General features: G+C 46.6%; 12 protein-coding genes. 2 read left to right on the forward strand and 10 right to left on the reverse strand.

The window, feature by feature from the left end:
* The first annotated feature begins 245 nt into the window (after positions 1–245).
* Positions 246–1,595, forward strand: coding sequence for an FAD-binding protein (locus AC3WJC_RS18735; RefSeq protein WP_492400645.1), 1,350 nt, complete (start codon positions 246–248; stop codon positions 1,593–1,595).
* A gap of 784 nt (positions 1,596–2,379) precedes the next feature.
* The gene (locus AC3WJC_RS18740; protein WP_492400646.1) at positions 2,380–2,976 is read left to right on the forward strand and encodes a hypothetical protein; all 597 of its coding nucleotides are present in this window, start codon (positions 2,380–2,382) and stop codon (positions 2,974–2,976) included.
* 219 nt (positions 2,977–3,195) lie between these two features.
* Here AC3WJC_RS18740 and AC3WJC_RS18745 read toward each other — a convergent pair whose 3' ends face one another.
* The 10 genes from AC3WJC_RS18745 to AC3WJC_RS18790 form a co-directional block, all read right to left on the reverse strand.
* Positions 3,196–4,464 carry a PQQ-dependent sugar dehydrogenase gene (locus AC3WJC_RS18745; RefSeq protein WP_492400647.1) on the reverse strand — a complete coding sequence of 423 codons (1,269 nt, stop codon included), beginning with the start codon at positions 4,462–4,464 and terminating at the stop codon, positions 3,196–3,198.
* Between the two features lie 80 nt (positions 4,465–4,544).
* On the reverse strand, positions 4,545–6,647 hold the full coding sequence (locus AC3WJC_RS18750; RefSeq protein ID WP_492400648.1) for a xanthine dehydrogenase family protein molybdopterin-binding subunit: 2,103 nt from the start codon (positions 6,645–6,647) through the stop codon (positions 4,545–4,547).
* Position 6,648: 1 nt separating this feature from the next.
* On the reverse strand, positions 6,649–7,116 hold the full coding sequence (locus AC3WJC_RS18755; protein ID WP_492400649.1) for a (2Fe-2S)-binding protein: 468 nt from the start codon (positions 7,114–7,116) through the stop codon (positions 6,649–6,651).
* Positions 7,117–7,302: 186 nt separating this feature from the next.
* Positions 7,303–7,770, reverse strand: coding sequence for a molybdenum cofactor biosynthesis protein MoaE (locus tag AC3WJC_RS18760; RefSeq protein ID WP_492400650.1), 468 nt, complete (start codon positions 7,768–7,770; stop codon positions 7,303–7,305).
* Positions 7,752–8,852 carry a ThiF family adenylyltransferase gene (locus AC3WJC_RS18765; RefSeq protein WP_492400651.1) on the reverse strand — a complete coding sequence of 367 codons (1,101 nt, stop codon included), beginning with the start codon at positions 8,850–8,852 and terminating at the stop codon, positions 7,752–7,754. The genes AC3WJC_RS18760 and AC3WJC_RS18765 overlap by 19 nt, the downstream gene beginning before the upstream one ends.
* 12 nt (positions 8,853–8,864) lie before the next feature.
* Positions 8,865–9,098 (reverse strand): MoaD/ThiS family protein, encoded by a 234-nt coding sequence (locus AC3WJC_RS18770; protein ID WP_492400652.1) that lies wholly within the window; start codon positions 9,096–9,098, stop codon positions 8,865–8,867.
* On the reverse strand, positions 9,088–9,672 hold the full coding sequence (locus AC3WJC_RS18775) for a nucleotidyltransferase family protein (protein WP_492400653.1): 585 nt from the start codon (positions 9,670–9,672) through the stop codon (positions 9,088–9,090). The genes AC3WJC_RS18770 and AC3WJC_RS18775 overlap by 11 nt, the downstream gene beginning before the upstream one ends.
* 1 nt (position 9,673) lies before the next feature.
* Complete coding sequence (locus tag AC3WJC_RS18780) at positions 9,674–10,819, reverse strand: XdhC family protein (protein WP_492400654.1); 1,146 nt, start codon at positions 10,817–10,819, stop codon at positions 9,674–9,676.
* A 35-nt stretch (positions 10,820–10,854) separates the two neighbouring features.
* Positions 10,855–11,850, reverse strand: a complete 996-nt coding sequence (gene moaA / locus AC3WJC_RS18785) for a GTP 3',8-cyclase MoaA (protein WP_492400655.1) — start codon at positions 11,848–11,850, stop codon at positions 10,855–10,857.
* 14 nt (positions 11,851–11,864) lie between these two features.
* Complete coding sequence (locus AC3WJC_RS18790) at positions 11,865–14,450, reverse strand: TonB-dependent receptor (RefSeq protein WP_492400656.1); 2,586 nt, start codon at positions 14,448–14,450, stop codon at positions 11,865–11,867.
* Positions 14,451–14,501 lie beyond the last annotated feature (51 nt).

The following is a 14,501-nucleotide window of genomic DNA, read 5'->3' on the forward strand; positions in this document are numbered from 1 at the left end:
AATATCCTGCATGCTGCATTATATAAAATTGTTGATCAAATATACTTTTTTTATCAATACAGAGGTTTTTTAGGTTAATCGGGATGGAGATTGACCTTGTCTTGACCTTTAAATTTGTCCACGTAGAACCTCAAATACAAGCAAGACTGTTTTAAATATTGGCGACTTGTAGCAAATGAGGAACAGCGATAAACCATTGTAATCATATAATTATCCCCAATGCGCCAGTAAACACATAATAATAGATGAAAAAAAGAGCTTTTTTAAAAATGTCGGCGGCACTATTGACTGGTGCTGCATTTACCCCTTTCTACGGTTGCCTGGCTCCCCGTCGTTCAAGACTAAAAAACTGGGCTGGCAACATAGAATTCAGTACAGAAAATGTCCATTATCCCCAATCCGTTAAAGACATACAGGAAGTGGTAAAGAAATGCAAAAAGATCCGGGCCATAGGTTCGAGACACTCTTTTAACCGTATCGCTGACAGCGATGCCAATCAGATTTCCCTATCTGGTCTAAATAAGGTCATTTCACTGGATAAAACGGCGCGTACGGTTACTGTTCAGGGCGGCATACGGTATAGTGAACTCGCTCCTTATTTGCATGAGCATGGCTTTGCCTTAAATAACCTCGCTTCACTTCCTCACATTACCATTGAAGGCGCGGTGAGCACAGCTACACATGGTTCAGGCGTGAATAACGGAAACCTGGCGACGTGTGTATCTGCAATTGAGTTTATCAATGCCAACGGGGAAATTGTAAACCTGAACAATAAAGATAACGTCGACAGCTTTTATGGAGCTGTTGTTGGCCTGGGTGCTTTGGGAATTGTTACGAAAATAACCCTGGACCTGGTGCCAACCTTCGACATGACGCAAGTAGTATATCTAAACATGCCGATGCAGACGCTGGAGAAAAACATGCTTGCCATTTTATCGTCAGCTTATAGCGTAAGTCTTTTCACCAACTGGGCCAATAAAAATATAAGTGAAATCTGGCTGATTGAGAAAGCGACAGGTAAGACTCCGGCTAAAATCGCTGCTGAATTTTTTGGCGCGAAAGCGGCGAATAAAAATGTTCATCCTGTAATTCACCAATCCGCAGAGAATGTAACTGATCAGATGGGTGTTCCCGGACCGTGGTACGAGCGGATGCCACACTTTAAAATGGGTTTTAAGCCAAGCACCGGGAAAGAATTGCAATCAGAATTTTTTGTTGGTATTGAGCATGCCTATGAGGCCATGAAGGCGATTGAGCAACTTAATGAAAAAATTACACCACATCTTTTCATAACGGAGATCAGAACCATTAAAGCTGACAATTTGTGGATGAGTCCATGCTATCAGCAGGACTGTGTCGCCTTTCATTTTACCTGGAAGCAGGATATCGATGCAGTTAACAGTGTCGTTTCATTGATAGAAGCAAAACTGGCACCTTTTAATGTTCGTCCACACTGGGCGAAAGTATTCACGATTGATCCCAAGATTTTACAATCCAGATTTAACAAACTGCCCGAATTCAAAAAACTTGTTGAAAGCTATGATCCTGAAGGCAAATTCCGTAATGATTTTTTGAGTAAGAATTTATACAGTTAACCAGACAAATTAACCAATTTAAGTGTTCAATCTCCTATCATGGAATATTCGTGAAATAAAGTCAAAGTGTTTCGTTTTAAAGAGTTACGATGAGGTATAGTTGAGATCGGTAAATCAAGTCCGGGAACTGCGCCGGGGGAATGTGACTTAACCTTTAAAAGATGCCTAAGCAGAATTGAAAATAACCAAATAAGTGATAAGATAACGAAGCACTTCATTTGAATCAGCGAACCTCAATAGGTAAACGATTGAGATACGCAAAATTTCCTCCGGGGGGACGGGCATAGTCCCCCCGTTTAGCGTTATATTTAGCGCCAGAAGCATCATCTTTTTAAAATATCAGACATTTCGGAGTACCCTGCTGACATGTTTGCATATCCTAAGATTCCTTAGATCGAATTGTCGCCTTTGAACAAACGGCCAATGAACATATGCGGTTATTTTGCCTTGGCAATCAGGCGTGAACCGCAAGCTGCCATAGCGGCGGGCTACGGATGTGTACAATCATTTGATTTTCTTAATTAATGGTTTGATTTTCTTTAACTTCCCAGTTGATGCCGTCTTAACTTTGCATAAAGATTAAAATCGATGCCGTAGAAACGGATTGCCGCACTTTACAGGTATCCCCGACAACAATGATTTTGACCTCTTCGCTGGCTGAATCTTTTCATACTCTGCTCACGTCGGGATCATCAATCCGCCACCGAATTTAACGAGTAAGCCGCGCTTCAGGTATATGCGTGATCATCTTAATAATGTATGATTAATAACGAGGATAATGACAATGGATTTTAATAAGTGGCTTGATTCGGTAGGCGAAAATGTAAGTAAGAAATGGGCTTCAGGTAAGAATATGACTCCCGTCAATGGGAATCATGAGCTGAAAATCGAGCGATTTCGGGACTTCATGATCTTATCCGCATTGCCGCTGGCAATGGATGCCAATTGGCTGATTTGTAATGTGCTGTTCGATGACCAAGAAGATGCCACTTTTCACATCATCAAGCCCGGAGAAAATGTGATACGGAGAAACTTTTTGCAGGCGAGGTCGGGTCTGACCTTAATAATCGGTCAGGAATTTTTCAGGCCGAATGAGTGCCCGTTAATCGGCTGTGCTTTACAACACATGCGATCTCAGGTGTGCTATCCGCTGACGGCACTACAGAAAGACGACCTTTTACTGATCACGGAAAAGATTGAGGATGTGTCCAGGGGCGGATATCTATTCAAAAATGAATATCTCCAGCAACTGCTGTTGCAGATCATGCATTTTGCTTTAAAGAATTTTAGTTCTTGTAAGCAGTCGGATGCTTCGGAATTACCGTTAAGCAGTGGTATGTGCCCAGTGATTTTTAATGGCCCGGTGATTTTAGCGAATTAGCAAATATGATCGCCTGCCTTATAACTTGCCTGAACTGTCAACTGTCACAGATCAGGAATATTCGAAACATCGGTAGTTCTTTCAAAGATATAGCTGTCTTGTCCCCTGATGCTTGCGCGATAACATACCAGTCATTTATAAAATTTATAGGTAGTTTCTGCTTAAACAGTAAAAATTTAGGATAGATGGCTTATGCTGCCATAGGAAGATAAGGGTTACCTATTGCCTGTCGATCCGGTATAACCTTCCCTGATCTGTAATCGCATACAGTGCCTGATCCGGGCCTTGTATAATATCTCTGAATCTTTGGTTTTCTGCGGTCAGTAACCTTTCTTCTCCAGTGACCCGGTTATTTTGGATAATCAACCGGATAATATGCGTTTGTGTAAGAGAGCACAGAAACAGGTTATTTTGCCATTCCGGTATCCGGGTACCTGCATAAAACGTGATGCCGCTTGGTGATACCACCGGATCCCAGTAATAAACAGGTTGCTCCATACCATTTTGCTGCTGGATGGCCGCACCTACAGCTTGCCCGCTGTACTCTATGCCGTAACTGATCACCGGCCATCCATAATTAGCTCCGGGCTGCAGCCGATTGATCTCATCACCACCGCGCGGTCCGTGTTCGCTTTCCCAAATGTCACCGGTTACCGGGTGAATAGCCAAACCCTGGGGATTACGATGTCCTAAGGTATAAAGCTCCGGCAAGGCGCCTGGTTGATTAAAGGCAGGGTTACCAGCGGCGGCCGTTCCATTGGTCGTTATGCGGATAACCTTACCTATACTACTATTGACCGACTGCGCTTCAATCCGTACTTCATTAGAGGTTCGGTCTCCGAAGGACACAAGCAGGTTTCCCGTGCCGTCAAATATGATCCGTGAGCCGTAATTACTGGTTTGTGAAGAAGGTGTGGTAGAACTGTAGATGACAGTGGGTGACTCTATAACGCTTTCGTTAGCCGATAACCGTCCTCTGCCAACAGCTATCGCATTACCGCCAGTGACAGAACGGACATATGTCCAGTAGATCATTCTGTTCGATTGGAAATTCGGGTCCACGGCCACATCCAGCAAACCGCCTTGCCCCGAACCGTTGACCGCGGGGAACCCGGTTATGGGCGAACTAACCGTACCTGTCGAAGTAACGATCCGCATGTTGCCCGCTTTCTCCGTGATCAGGAAACGACCATCAGGAAGCGTAGCGATTCCCCAGGGAGCAGTCAGTGAAGAAGTAAGGACACTCGTTTGGATAGCCGTTGTTGTCCGTACGCCTGAGATCCTTGTTTGCCCGTCAAAAGCCGGTCTGTAACTGGCATTTGCACGGCCGGTTTCTACAGGATTTACGCTCGTTGTTGGATTGGTTGGGTCAGTTTCATTATCTGATGTGCCGTTATTCTTTGAACAACTTTGCAGTGTAACCAGGTATAGCAGGTTAACGGCAAAAAAAGTGATTATTTTAAGGAAAGAATTGTTTATTACTTTCATGATATGTTTTAATAAATGGCAGTATTTACGCGACTAACCCGTAAGCATTGCGGTATGAATGACATGGATAGGTTTCAGGCTTACGCCAGATGTTCTGCAAATGGCATTTTTCTGTACCGCTTACCGGTTGCAGCAAATAAAGCATTTGCCAGGGCAGGCGCAACCGGGGGAAGGCCAGGTTCACCTAAACCAGTCGGCGCATCCTCACTTTGAACAAATTTTACGTCAATGGCCAAGGGCGCATCGTTTATTCGGAGAAACCGGTAAGCATGAAAATTACTTTCAGCTACCGCCCCGTTAACAAATGTTATTTTGGGAAACATCGCGTGGCAAATACCGTCGACGATGGCACCCTCAACCTGGTTTTCGGCGCCGCTCAGATTGATGACCCTTCCGCAGTTCACTGCACAATACACCTTCATTACTTTTGGTTTTCCATCTACCAGTTTCAGATCAACAACCTGCGCCGCGTAAGAGCCAAAAGAGAACCAGGTCGCGAATCCCCTGTGCATGCCGTCAGAAGTAGTTCCCCAGTCGCTCATTTTGGCTACCAGATCGATTACGCTTTTGTATTTTTCAGGATCATAGCCAAGACGCCCGATGGGTTCTGTTTGGGCCTTTGCTAAAAGCTGGAGACGATAGGCGACCGGATCTTTTTTCAATGCCGAACAAACCTCATCCATAAAACTTTCTGCCGCAAAGGCTAAGGTATTGGCGCCCGGTGCCCTCCACCAGCCTGTTGGCGTGTTACTCTTTAAGCCTTGCCCGTCCGAGCGATAGTTGGCCAGCGCGCCGGCCACATAACTATCTCCACGAGGCCCTCCGCCGATACCGACACCTGACTGATGCCATCCGATAAGACTGTCTTCGGAAAGTGCAGCACGATAGCGGTACATCTCTGCTGGACGATAGAAATCATTTTGCATATCATCTTCACGCGTCCATTGAACCTGAACGGGGCTTTGTGCGGCAGCAGAGATCAACGCTGCTTCAAGGCCGTTATCAGGCATTAATTTACGTCCGAAACCGCCGCCCTGGCGCGGTACACCAACCGTGATGTTTGCTTCAGGAATGTCCAATGCTTTTGATACTTCACTTCGTACCTGCCCCGGAACCTGTGTCGGGCCATACAATTCTGCTTTACCGCTCCGTACATCAGCAAAAAAATTGAGCGGTTCCATCTGCCCATGAGAGAGCGAAGGTAGTTCATACGTTACATCCAGTACTTTACTTGCACTTTGTATAACAGCATTAACATCCCCGTCATTCCTTGCTGCGGATGGCGCGCCTTTGTCGAGCATTTCTTTAAAGGCAGCAAAATGTTCCGCGCTGTTTTCAAGTTTCTCTGCTGTATTCCATTCGATGACCAATGCTGCACGTCCTTTTTTGGCTGCCCAGGTTGAAGTAGCGAGCACGGCCACCGAATTTTTAAGTTTAATAACCTGCTTAACGCCGCTCACTTTGCGGGCGGCAGAATCATCCACCGATACCAGTGTCTTACCGTAGGCCGGTGGCCGGGCTACCATGGCAAATAACATCCCTTCACGGCGTGTGTCAATGCCATAGAGAGGCTTACCTGTGGTAATCTTATGCGCATCCACATCTGTAATGCGGGTGCCAATGAGTTTAAAATTCTTAGTTACCTTCAATGCAGGGTTTGACGGCACGGGCATCGTGGCGGCTTTTGATGCCAGTTTGCCATAGGTTAATTTTTTTCCGCTGCGTTGATGTAGTACTTCTCCGTTATCGGCCGTACATTCTGTAGCCGGCACGTTCCATGTCTGGGCGGCCGCGGCTATGAGCATCTCGCGGGCGGTGGCACCTGCGGTACGCAAGGCAGTGAAACGGCCCCTGACCGATCCGCTTCCTCCGGCTGTTTGCCTGCCAAATTTAGCATCAAGTGGTGCCAGTTCAACTTTTACCTTTTTCCAGTCAACAGCCAGTTCTTCGGCGACAATAACCGGTAAAGATGTCTTTACGCCCTGGCCGATCTCGGGATTCGGTGCAAGTAGTACGATCGAATTGTCGGAACCGATCCTGATGAACATGTTAAGATCAAAAGCGGGTTCTGCATCAATACTTGCTTTTACCGCCTGGCTGAGAAAAGAAAAGCTCAGCAGCATTCCCCCGGTCGATATGCCGGAGACTTTAAGAAAATGTCTTCTGGATATAGCTGGTTTCATGTTACTTTGCTTTATTTTTTTCAGCTGCCAAATGGATCGCTTTTCGTATTCTGGTAAAAGTTCCGCACCTGCATATATTTCCGCCCATGGCATTATCGATGTCTTCGTCACTGGGATTCGGCTTCTCTCTTAATAATACTGCCGCAGACATGATCTGGCCGGATTGGCAATAACCACACTGTGCTACATCCAACTCTTCCCAGGCTTGCTGCAGCGGGTGATCACCTGTGGAACTTAGCCCCTCGATCGTAATGACCTTGCGCTTTCCTACTCCCGAAACCGGGAGTACACAGGAGCGCGCCGCCTGTCCGTCCACATGAACTGTGCAGGCACCGCATTGTGCTATACCGCAACCAAATTTGGTCCCCACCATATTTAAATGGTCGCGAAGTATCCATAGTAAGGGGGTGTCAGCATCTGCGTCTGCTGATAAAACATTTCCGTTGACAGAAAGCGTGTATCTGGGCATGATCGTTTACAATTTAGAAGGTGCGAACCGGGTTAACATCCCGGCTTATGTTTTCTTCTATAAAACTATCATATATGACTCATTTTGTCATTAAGATATTCAAATAAAACGCTGCAATTTTCAAACACAGCTGAAATGCGTGCTGCTTGTATATGTCAGAAGGAATAATATGTACCGAAATACTACTCAGGTATTTTCTTTCCATTGATACGTTTCGTCCTCGAATACTTCTTTGCCCCAGATCGGCAGCTCCTTTTTTATCCGCTCCACCAGTTCGTTACAAGCTTCTATGGCGGGCCGGCGATGCGCCGATGACGTAAAAACGAACAGGCAGATCTCTCCGGCTTTTACAAAGCCAAGGCTGTGGTGAACATGCATACAGGATAAGGGATAACGTTCAAAGATCTCTTCTCTGATCACAGCCATTTTTTGAGTAACCATTTTCTCATAAGCCGTATATGCTATCCCGGAGACCGGTTTCCCATTGATCTCATCCTGCCTGACCTGTCCTAAAAAGATCTGGTGTGCACCGATACTCGTTTTGGTACTGTGTTTGGTAATACTTTCTGCGATAAATAATGGCGCAATTGGTCCGTTACTAAATATGTTTGGTGATTTTTTATTGCTCATGATACTTATAAATAATGGTTCCAACGGGCAAAACCGCCTTTTAGGTTATAAATGGTTTTTTCTGAACCGTATTTGTTCTTCATCAACTTCGCCGCAGCCATGCTCCGTATCCCATATTGACAAATCAGGATAAGGGTTTGCGCGACATCAACCTTGCTATCAGCCGTTTGCAAGACAGACATCGGAATCCTTATATGCGCGATGTCCGGCACGGGGAGTTCATGCGTTTCCCGGACATCGATCACCAACGTAGTGGATACCTGTAAAAGCTCTTTCATTCGCTTGCCGTCTATTTCTGCAATGTCAGGATCGCCATCCGCCGCGCCTTCATCACAGAAGTTCTGCAAAAGCTCACTGTTGTTTTCAGACAGGGTGTAGGAACCGGCTGCTGCGGGAGATATGCGCATGGTGTAAATGCTTTGCTCCAGTAGGTCATAGAGCAGGAACTGGTTGATCAGCGGCTTGCCGGTACCCGTGAGCAATTTGATAGCCTCTGCTGCTTGCATCGTTCCCATGATACCAGGTAATACGCCTAAAACCCCGTTATGCGTACAATTGGGTATTTCATTTGGCCCGGGCTGTACAGGGAACAGGTCCCGGTAGTTAGTCCGCGTTGATGAATCAGCACTTTCGGCGAATAGGGCAAGCTGCCCCTGGTAGCCGGAAATGGCTGCAATGATCAGGGTTTTACCCAGCATTGCACAGGTATCGTTCACCAGGTAACGGGTCTTAAAATTGTCGCTGCAATCCAACACGATGTCATACAGGTCAATGATTCCTGATATATTTTGCGCATCAATAAAGATTGGGTAGCTATTGATCGTAATTTCTGGGTTTGCAGCCTTTAATTTCCCGGATGCGACATCGACCTTCAGCCGGCCGATATCTGCTGTATCATATAACACCTGGCGATGCAGGTTGGTCAGTCCAACATGGTCGCCGTCAGCTATACCCAAAGTGCCTATACCGGCACCGGTCAGATATTGCAAAGCCGGACAGCCCAGCCCCCCGGCACCGATGACCAGGATACTGGCTGCTGACAATTTTTGCTGTGCAGCCTGGCCAAAATCTTTTAATGCAATTTGTCTGCTGTATCGTTCGTTCATCAATTATAATAATTACCCGCCGGAAAAAGGCGGCATGACGGCCACTGTTGCGCCGTCGCTTATTGGTATATTTTGCTGCACCTGAAGGCTATCCACCGCTAAGATGTATCGCATTGTTTTCAATTGAGGATACCTGTCTTCCAGGTAACTTTTGAGCTGGTCCGTGTCTTCAACGCCTTCCAGGTCCTTCTTTTCCCCGGTAATGACTTCGGCTATGCTGCCGAAACTGATAATATTAATTTTCATGTTTTTTAAATGCCTGGTAATCCTTTTCAGTATCGATATCGATAGCTCCCTCTGGGAATGGGATGACAAGCAGATCGTCCTGGTGGGACATTGCTATTTTTTTAGCGCCTTCATCGCATTTCAGCGCTTTCAGGTTCTCAAAATACTGCCTTTTAAAAAGCATCGGTACGCCGATGGTCTCGCTGTATCCGCTGGCGATGATGTTGCGGTCAGATGCTTCCGCTGTATCCGCTACGGACTGCAGGAACCCGGCATTGGCAAACGGTTGATCACAGACCATGAACAGTACGGACTGAATCTGTGTTTCCTTCGATAGTTGGGATATCGCTATCCTTATGGACGATGCAATTCCTTCGGCCCATTCGGCATTATGCAGAATTACCGTTCCGAGATGATCAATGCTACCGGCTATAGCCTCATAATTAGCACCCAGCACAACCACCACATTGTGGCTAACCTTTTGCGCATTAATTACAGCTTGCTGCAGCAAAGTCAGGTTTTTGAATACTAAATTTTGCTTTGGCTTACCCAGCCTGCTGGATGCACCCGCAGCTAATATAACTATAGTTAACATTTCAATTCTCCTGCTTTAGCGATCTTAGGCGCTGTGTCCGTTGATGAACGAGCACCTTTTCTTTTAGTGGCCTTCCGTCACGCTGCTTCATAACGGACTGTATCTCGGCAACAATGGAAAGGGCTATTTCTTCCGCGTTTTCAGAGCCTAAATCTAAACCCGCCGGTCCATGCAGGCTTTCCGGCATTTTTGCGGTTAATGCCGTTAAATTTAATTCTTCAATCATCCGGTCGAGTCGTTTTTTGGGGCCTAATACCCCAATATATGGCGGGTTTAATGGCAGTAATTGTTCCAGCAGTGCCAGATCATAATTATAGTTATGCGTCATCAGCATAAAAACCGTGCGTTCGTCAGGTTGTAACTCCTTTAGTACAGCTTCCGGTTTTGCAATGATCCGATTGTCGGCAAATGGGAATCTTTCTGGGGTATTATAATTGGCCCGGCCGTCTGCAAGTGTAACGGTCCATCCTAAAACCTTGGCTATTTCAACAAGTGGCAAAGCATCGTTTCCGGCACCTGCAATCACCAATGATATCGCAGGTTCCAGCAGTTCAATGAAGCAGGTATAGCCGTTTTGATAAAGGTAAGCTTTATGGTCCCGGTTACCCTGTTGAAAAACGTCTACCGCATCTTTAAAAATTTCTTTGGACATGATCTCATGGGCTAATTCACCTGCGGCGCAACCGTCCTTCTCGATCAGCATGCAGGTTCCGAATTGGGTTTTATGCCTGTCATCCAAATTAAATACCGTGATCAGAACAGCAGGGTCGCGTTTACCAAGAAAAGAGCGGAGTAATATAATAGGGTTTGTAGCCTCACCGTTATTTATAGGTTCTATCAAAATTTGAATGATCCCGTTACAGCCCAGTCCAACACCCAGTTTGGCGTCATCTTCATCAGTAGTATCATAAGTAACCAGCATCGCTTTCTGTTGCGCTATTACAAGACGGGCTTTTCGCAGAGCATCTCCCTCCAGGCAACCTCCGCTGATCGCGCCGGTCATTTGACCATCTTCGGTAACCAGCATACGTGCACCCGCCCTCCGATAGGACGATCCATCGACCATAACAACCGTGGCCAGCGCAGTCTTTTTGCCCAGTGCCTCCGCTTCATCGAAAGCTTTTATAATCGCTTTAAGCTCTTTCATGTTAGGTTATATTTTCGTGAAGTTCTTTTTTTGATTTATCCGCCTAAAGACGACATTGAGGTGTGAATATTTGCTCCGTTCATTGTTTCTGCCTCAAAGCCGTTCTTAGCCCTTTGACTGATGGCAGACAGAATCTGATTCTTTAACCCGGTTTCACCTGTGCCTCCACGGATCAGGTCGCGAAGGTTAGCAACCGGCGGCCCGTACAGGCAGGTTCGCAATTCGCCTGTTGCTGATAGCCGTACACGGTTACAGGTGCCGCAAAAAGTCCTGCTAAAGGATGGGATGATGCCAAACGATCCCTGGTAGCCCTTTACCCGGTAATTGACCGAGGTGGAATGAACAGGGTCAACTAAAGGAATAATGCCAATTCCATGTGAATCGATATGCTCATAGATTCTAAGATGATCCCATAGTTCCCCTCCATTACTTTCCGTACTGCCATTAAATGGCATCTCCTCCAAAAAGCGTACCGACAGCGGATGGTCTTTTGTCAATTCAATAAAAGGCATGATGTCTTCCACGTTCTTATTCTCAGCCACCACGCAATTGAGTTTTATTTCGAACCCGTTATGGAGCAGGTCAAAGATTCCATTATAAACCTGTTGAAACCTATCCCTGCGGGTGATCCTGAAAAAGCGGAGAGGGTCAAGTGAGTCCAGGCTGATATTTATTTTACGGATGCCCATGTCTTTTAAGGCGCTTTGATGCCTGGCCGATAATGTCCCGTTAGAGGTAATGGTGATCTCTTCCAGATCAGTCAAAGCGGATAGGCGGTATAGGAAGGGAATAATTCCATTGCGCACAAAAGGCTCACCGCCGGTAATACGGATCTTGCGAATCCCCATTTCGACAAAGAGGGCAGACAGGTTGTACATTTCATCAAATGACAACAATTCCTTACGCGGTGCAAAGTCAATTCCTTCTTCCGGCATGCAGTAGTAACATCGGAAGTTACAGCGGTCGGTCACGGATAACCTGAGGTAATCCAGCTTCCTTCCATGTTGATCGATCAGTTGATTGGCATCCATTCCAGCTAATTTAATTAAAGTTTGTAGGTTAAGGTGGTATAATACATGCCACCCACCGCAGGGCCCCCGAGAAACGAATTGTAATATTGATTCAGCAGGTTGGTAGCGCCAAGTTTGATATTCAGGTGTTCGCTTAAAAAATCATAGTTGGCCTGTGCATCTACATTGCCATAAGCCTGTACATTGCCGTTTACTAAAAAAGACTGCCAGTAAAAACTGCTCTGGTGTTTGTAAGACACATTAAAGCTCAGGCTGCTGATCACATGTTCACCGCCAAAGGAAACATTGGTGATCCAGTTAGGCGTGTTGAAGCCATCTTCAAATCCATCTGAATTATTTGTACGACTAAGTTTAGCGTAAGCTACGTTACCGCCGATCGTGTACTTGTCCAAAAACAGGTAACTTAAGCCCAGGCTACCACCATAGTTATACACGACACTGCGCGAATTGGTATATATGCGGTAGCGGCTTTGTTGGTTGCGGTTATTCAGGTAATAAGGAATTGAATCCGGACGGGTGGTGCCCGGAACGTTCATCTCGATCTGCGCGATAAAATTGTTGTACTTATTGTAGTAAACGTCAGCATCCACCTTGAGCGTGCGTGCCAGGAATATCCCTTTGTAACCCAGTTCCAGTGACTTGATATGTTCAGGCTGCAGGTAGCTGTAGTAGTTTTTGACCAATAATCCTTTCTCCTGTTCGATAGCCTGAGCCGTCGTTAGCCCGCCATTGTTGAAATCGTTGGTTACAGCGGCCTGGAAGCGGTCTATGGAACTGCGCAGGTACGCGTTTTCAAATACGCCGTTTGACATTACCCTTAGACCGCCAACCCGCCTGACGCCACCGCTGTTCACGTTGGAGTAAGCCTCAAAAATACTGGGAAACCGAGAGCCGCTCTGGTAAGACATGCGGATGCTTTGGTGGTCATCCGGCGTCAACACCGCCGTAAAACGCGGGTTGTATTTAACCTGGAAATAATCGTTCTTATCAGCCCGCAGGGTTGCGGTCAGTTTCAGCATTTCGTGAAACAGGTTCTTGCCCACCTGTATAAATCCGCCGGTCTTGCCGTAGGAAAAGGTCTTGTTGGGATCGCTCCCTACAGGGTTCACGAAGTAGTTGCCGTCCGGCTGGATAAGATAAGCCTGGTAATCCATCCCGGCCAGTAATTCCAGGCCGGTGCGCTGCCTGAAATTCGTGCCAAGCGCCCTGGCAATATCCACCTGTGCTTCGCCATGCACCAGGTCATCTTTTACGCGCAATGCTGCGCCCCGGTCCCAGTTATTAATGTCTGCGAGTTCGTTCAAACTGTGTTGAAAGGCGGTCGTACCTGGTTGTAACCTGCCCTGATCCGCCATTGTCCTTGCCTGGTTAAGCGCTTGTATAGTTGTCGTGCCGGCCACACCCGCTGCGCTGTTAAAGGCGTTCGTGTAATCAGCGTACCAATTGTCGTCAGTTTTAAAACGTCGGTCCAGGTTTTCAGCTGCTGAACGCAGGTTATAGGATTTGCCGGTATTTTCGCTGGTCACAAAAGCACGTGCCTGGAATATATCGTTTATAACCTCTAAGGCATGTTGTTGGAGCACATAATCTTTCAGCGCAAACCGGTTGGCGCGCTGGTAAACATTATCCAGGTCGGCGAAACGATAGGTGTAACTCAGGGTAGTCCTCGGGCTTAACTTGTAATAGAGGCCGAGATCGGCCTTGATGTTCTGGACATTATAATCGGTCAGGTCTTGCTCCGCATAACCCGTCCGGGCAACCACATATCTTCTCCCTTGCAGGGTGATCGTCCGGCGGTTCGAGGACTCGTTGCCATATCCATTGACCGGGTCGTATGCCGGGTTATCGACGCCCCCGGGAATACCGATACTTGCGTTCGCATTAGGATTGAGGTCAGTCCGGTTAGCAGCGATCCAGTCGGATCCTTTGGTGTAATTGGCATTGATTTTAAATGCAAAACGGTTCGACAGCTTTTCAGCGATCCGGAAACTGGTTTCCGAGAAAGGTTTGACACTGGAATTGTTATCGCCTAAATGGTTGATACCTGTTTTTTGCTGTATGGTAATACCTGTACTGGTAAACGGGTTTTTGGTAATGAAGTTAGCCAAACCATTTACAGCGTTCAGTCCATATAAGGCAGATGTGGTTCCCGGGATGATCTCCACCCGTTCGATATCCAGGTCGCTTGGCCCCAGGGCGTTCCCGATTGGTGCACCAAGATGTGGTGCCTGATTATCGATGCCGTCGACTAGTTGTGTAAAGCGGACGTTGGTGGTATTGGCAAAACCCCGGGTGTTGATGATCTTGAAGCCTAAACTTGGGGTAAGCAGTTGTACACCCTTTACATTTTCGAGCGCGTCGAAGAATGAGGGTGACGCCGTGTTTTTAAGAAAATTTGTGTTTACATTCTCTATGCTAACCGGCGACTTCAGGATGCTCTCTGCGGTACGCGAGGCAGATACCACCACCTCCTGTAGAGAACGTGTTTTGATAGAATCCGCTTTCCTGGTACTGTCTTTAGCCGTTTGTACCTGCGCAAACAGGACAAAGGGTAACAAAAGAAATAACAGGAAAAATCCAGGTCTTATAAAAATGGTCATGTGCTGTAATATATTTACAGATTTTTAAATATCGTGATTCCCTGTAGTGAA

The sequence above is a fragment of the Mucilaginibacter sp. FW306-07-L genome (genome assembly GCF_058782065.1).

Coding starts and splice junctions, on each gene's coding strand:
- AC3WJC_RS18750 (WP_492400648.1), bottom strand. CDS start 6,647: ATGAAACCAGCTATATCCAGAAGACATTTTCTTAAAGTCTCCGGCATA.
- AC3WJC_RS18735 (WP_492400645.1), top strand. CDS start 246: ATGAAAAAAAGAGCTTTTTTAAAAATGTCGGCGGCACTATTGACTGGT.
- AC3WJC_RS18740 (WP_492400646.1), top strand. CDS start 2,380: ATGGATTTTAATAAGTGGCTTGATTCGGTAGGCGAAAATGTAAGTAAG.
- AC3WJC_RS18790 (WP_492400656.1), bottom strand. CDS start 14,450: ATGACCATTTTTATAAGACCTGGATTTTTCCTGTTATTTCTTTTGTTA.
- AC3WJC_RS18755 (WP_492400649.1), bottom strand. CDS start 7,116: ATGCCCAGATACACGCTTTCTGTCAACGGAAATGTTTTATCAGCAGAC.
- AC3WJC_RS18765 (WP_492400651.1), bottom strand. CDS start 8,852: ATGAACGAACGATACAGCAGACAAATTGCATTAAAAGATTTTGGCCAG.
- AC3WJC_RS18745 (WP_492400647.1), bottom strand. CDS start 4,464: ATGAAAGTAATAAACAATTCTTTCCTTAAAATAATCACTTTTTTTGCC.
- AC3WJC_RS18780 (WP_492400654.1), bottom strand. CDS start 10,819: ATGAAAGAGCTTAAAGCGATTATAAAAGCTTTCGATGAAGCGGAGGCA.
- moaA (WP_492400655.1), bottom strand. CDS start 11,850: ATGGATGCCAATCAACTGATCGATCAACATGGAAGGAAGCTGGATTAC.
- AC3WJC_RS18770 (WP_492400652.1), bottom strand. CDS start 9,098: ATGAAAATTAATATTATCAGTTTCGGCAGCATAGCCGAAGTCATTACC.
- AC3WJC_RS18775 (WP_492400653.1), bottom strand. CDS start 9,672: ATGTTAACTATAGTTATATTAGCTGCGGGTGCATCCAGCAGGCTGGGT.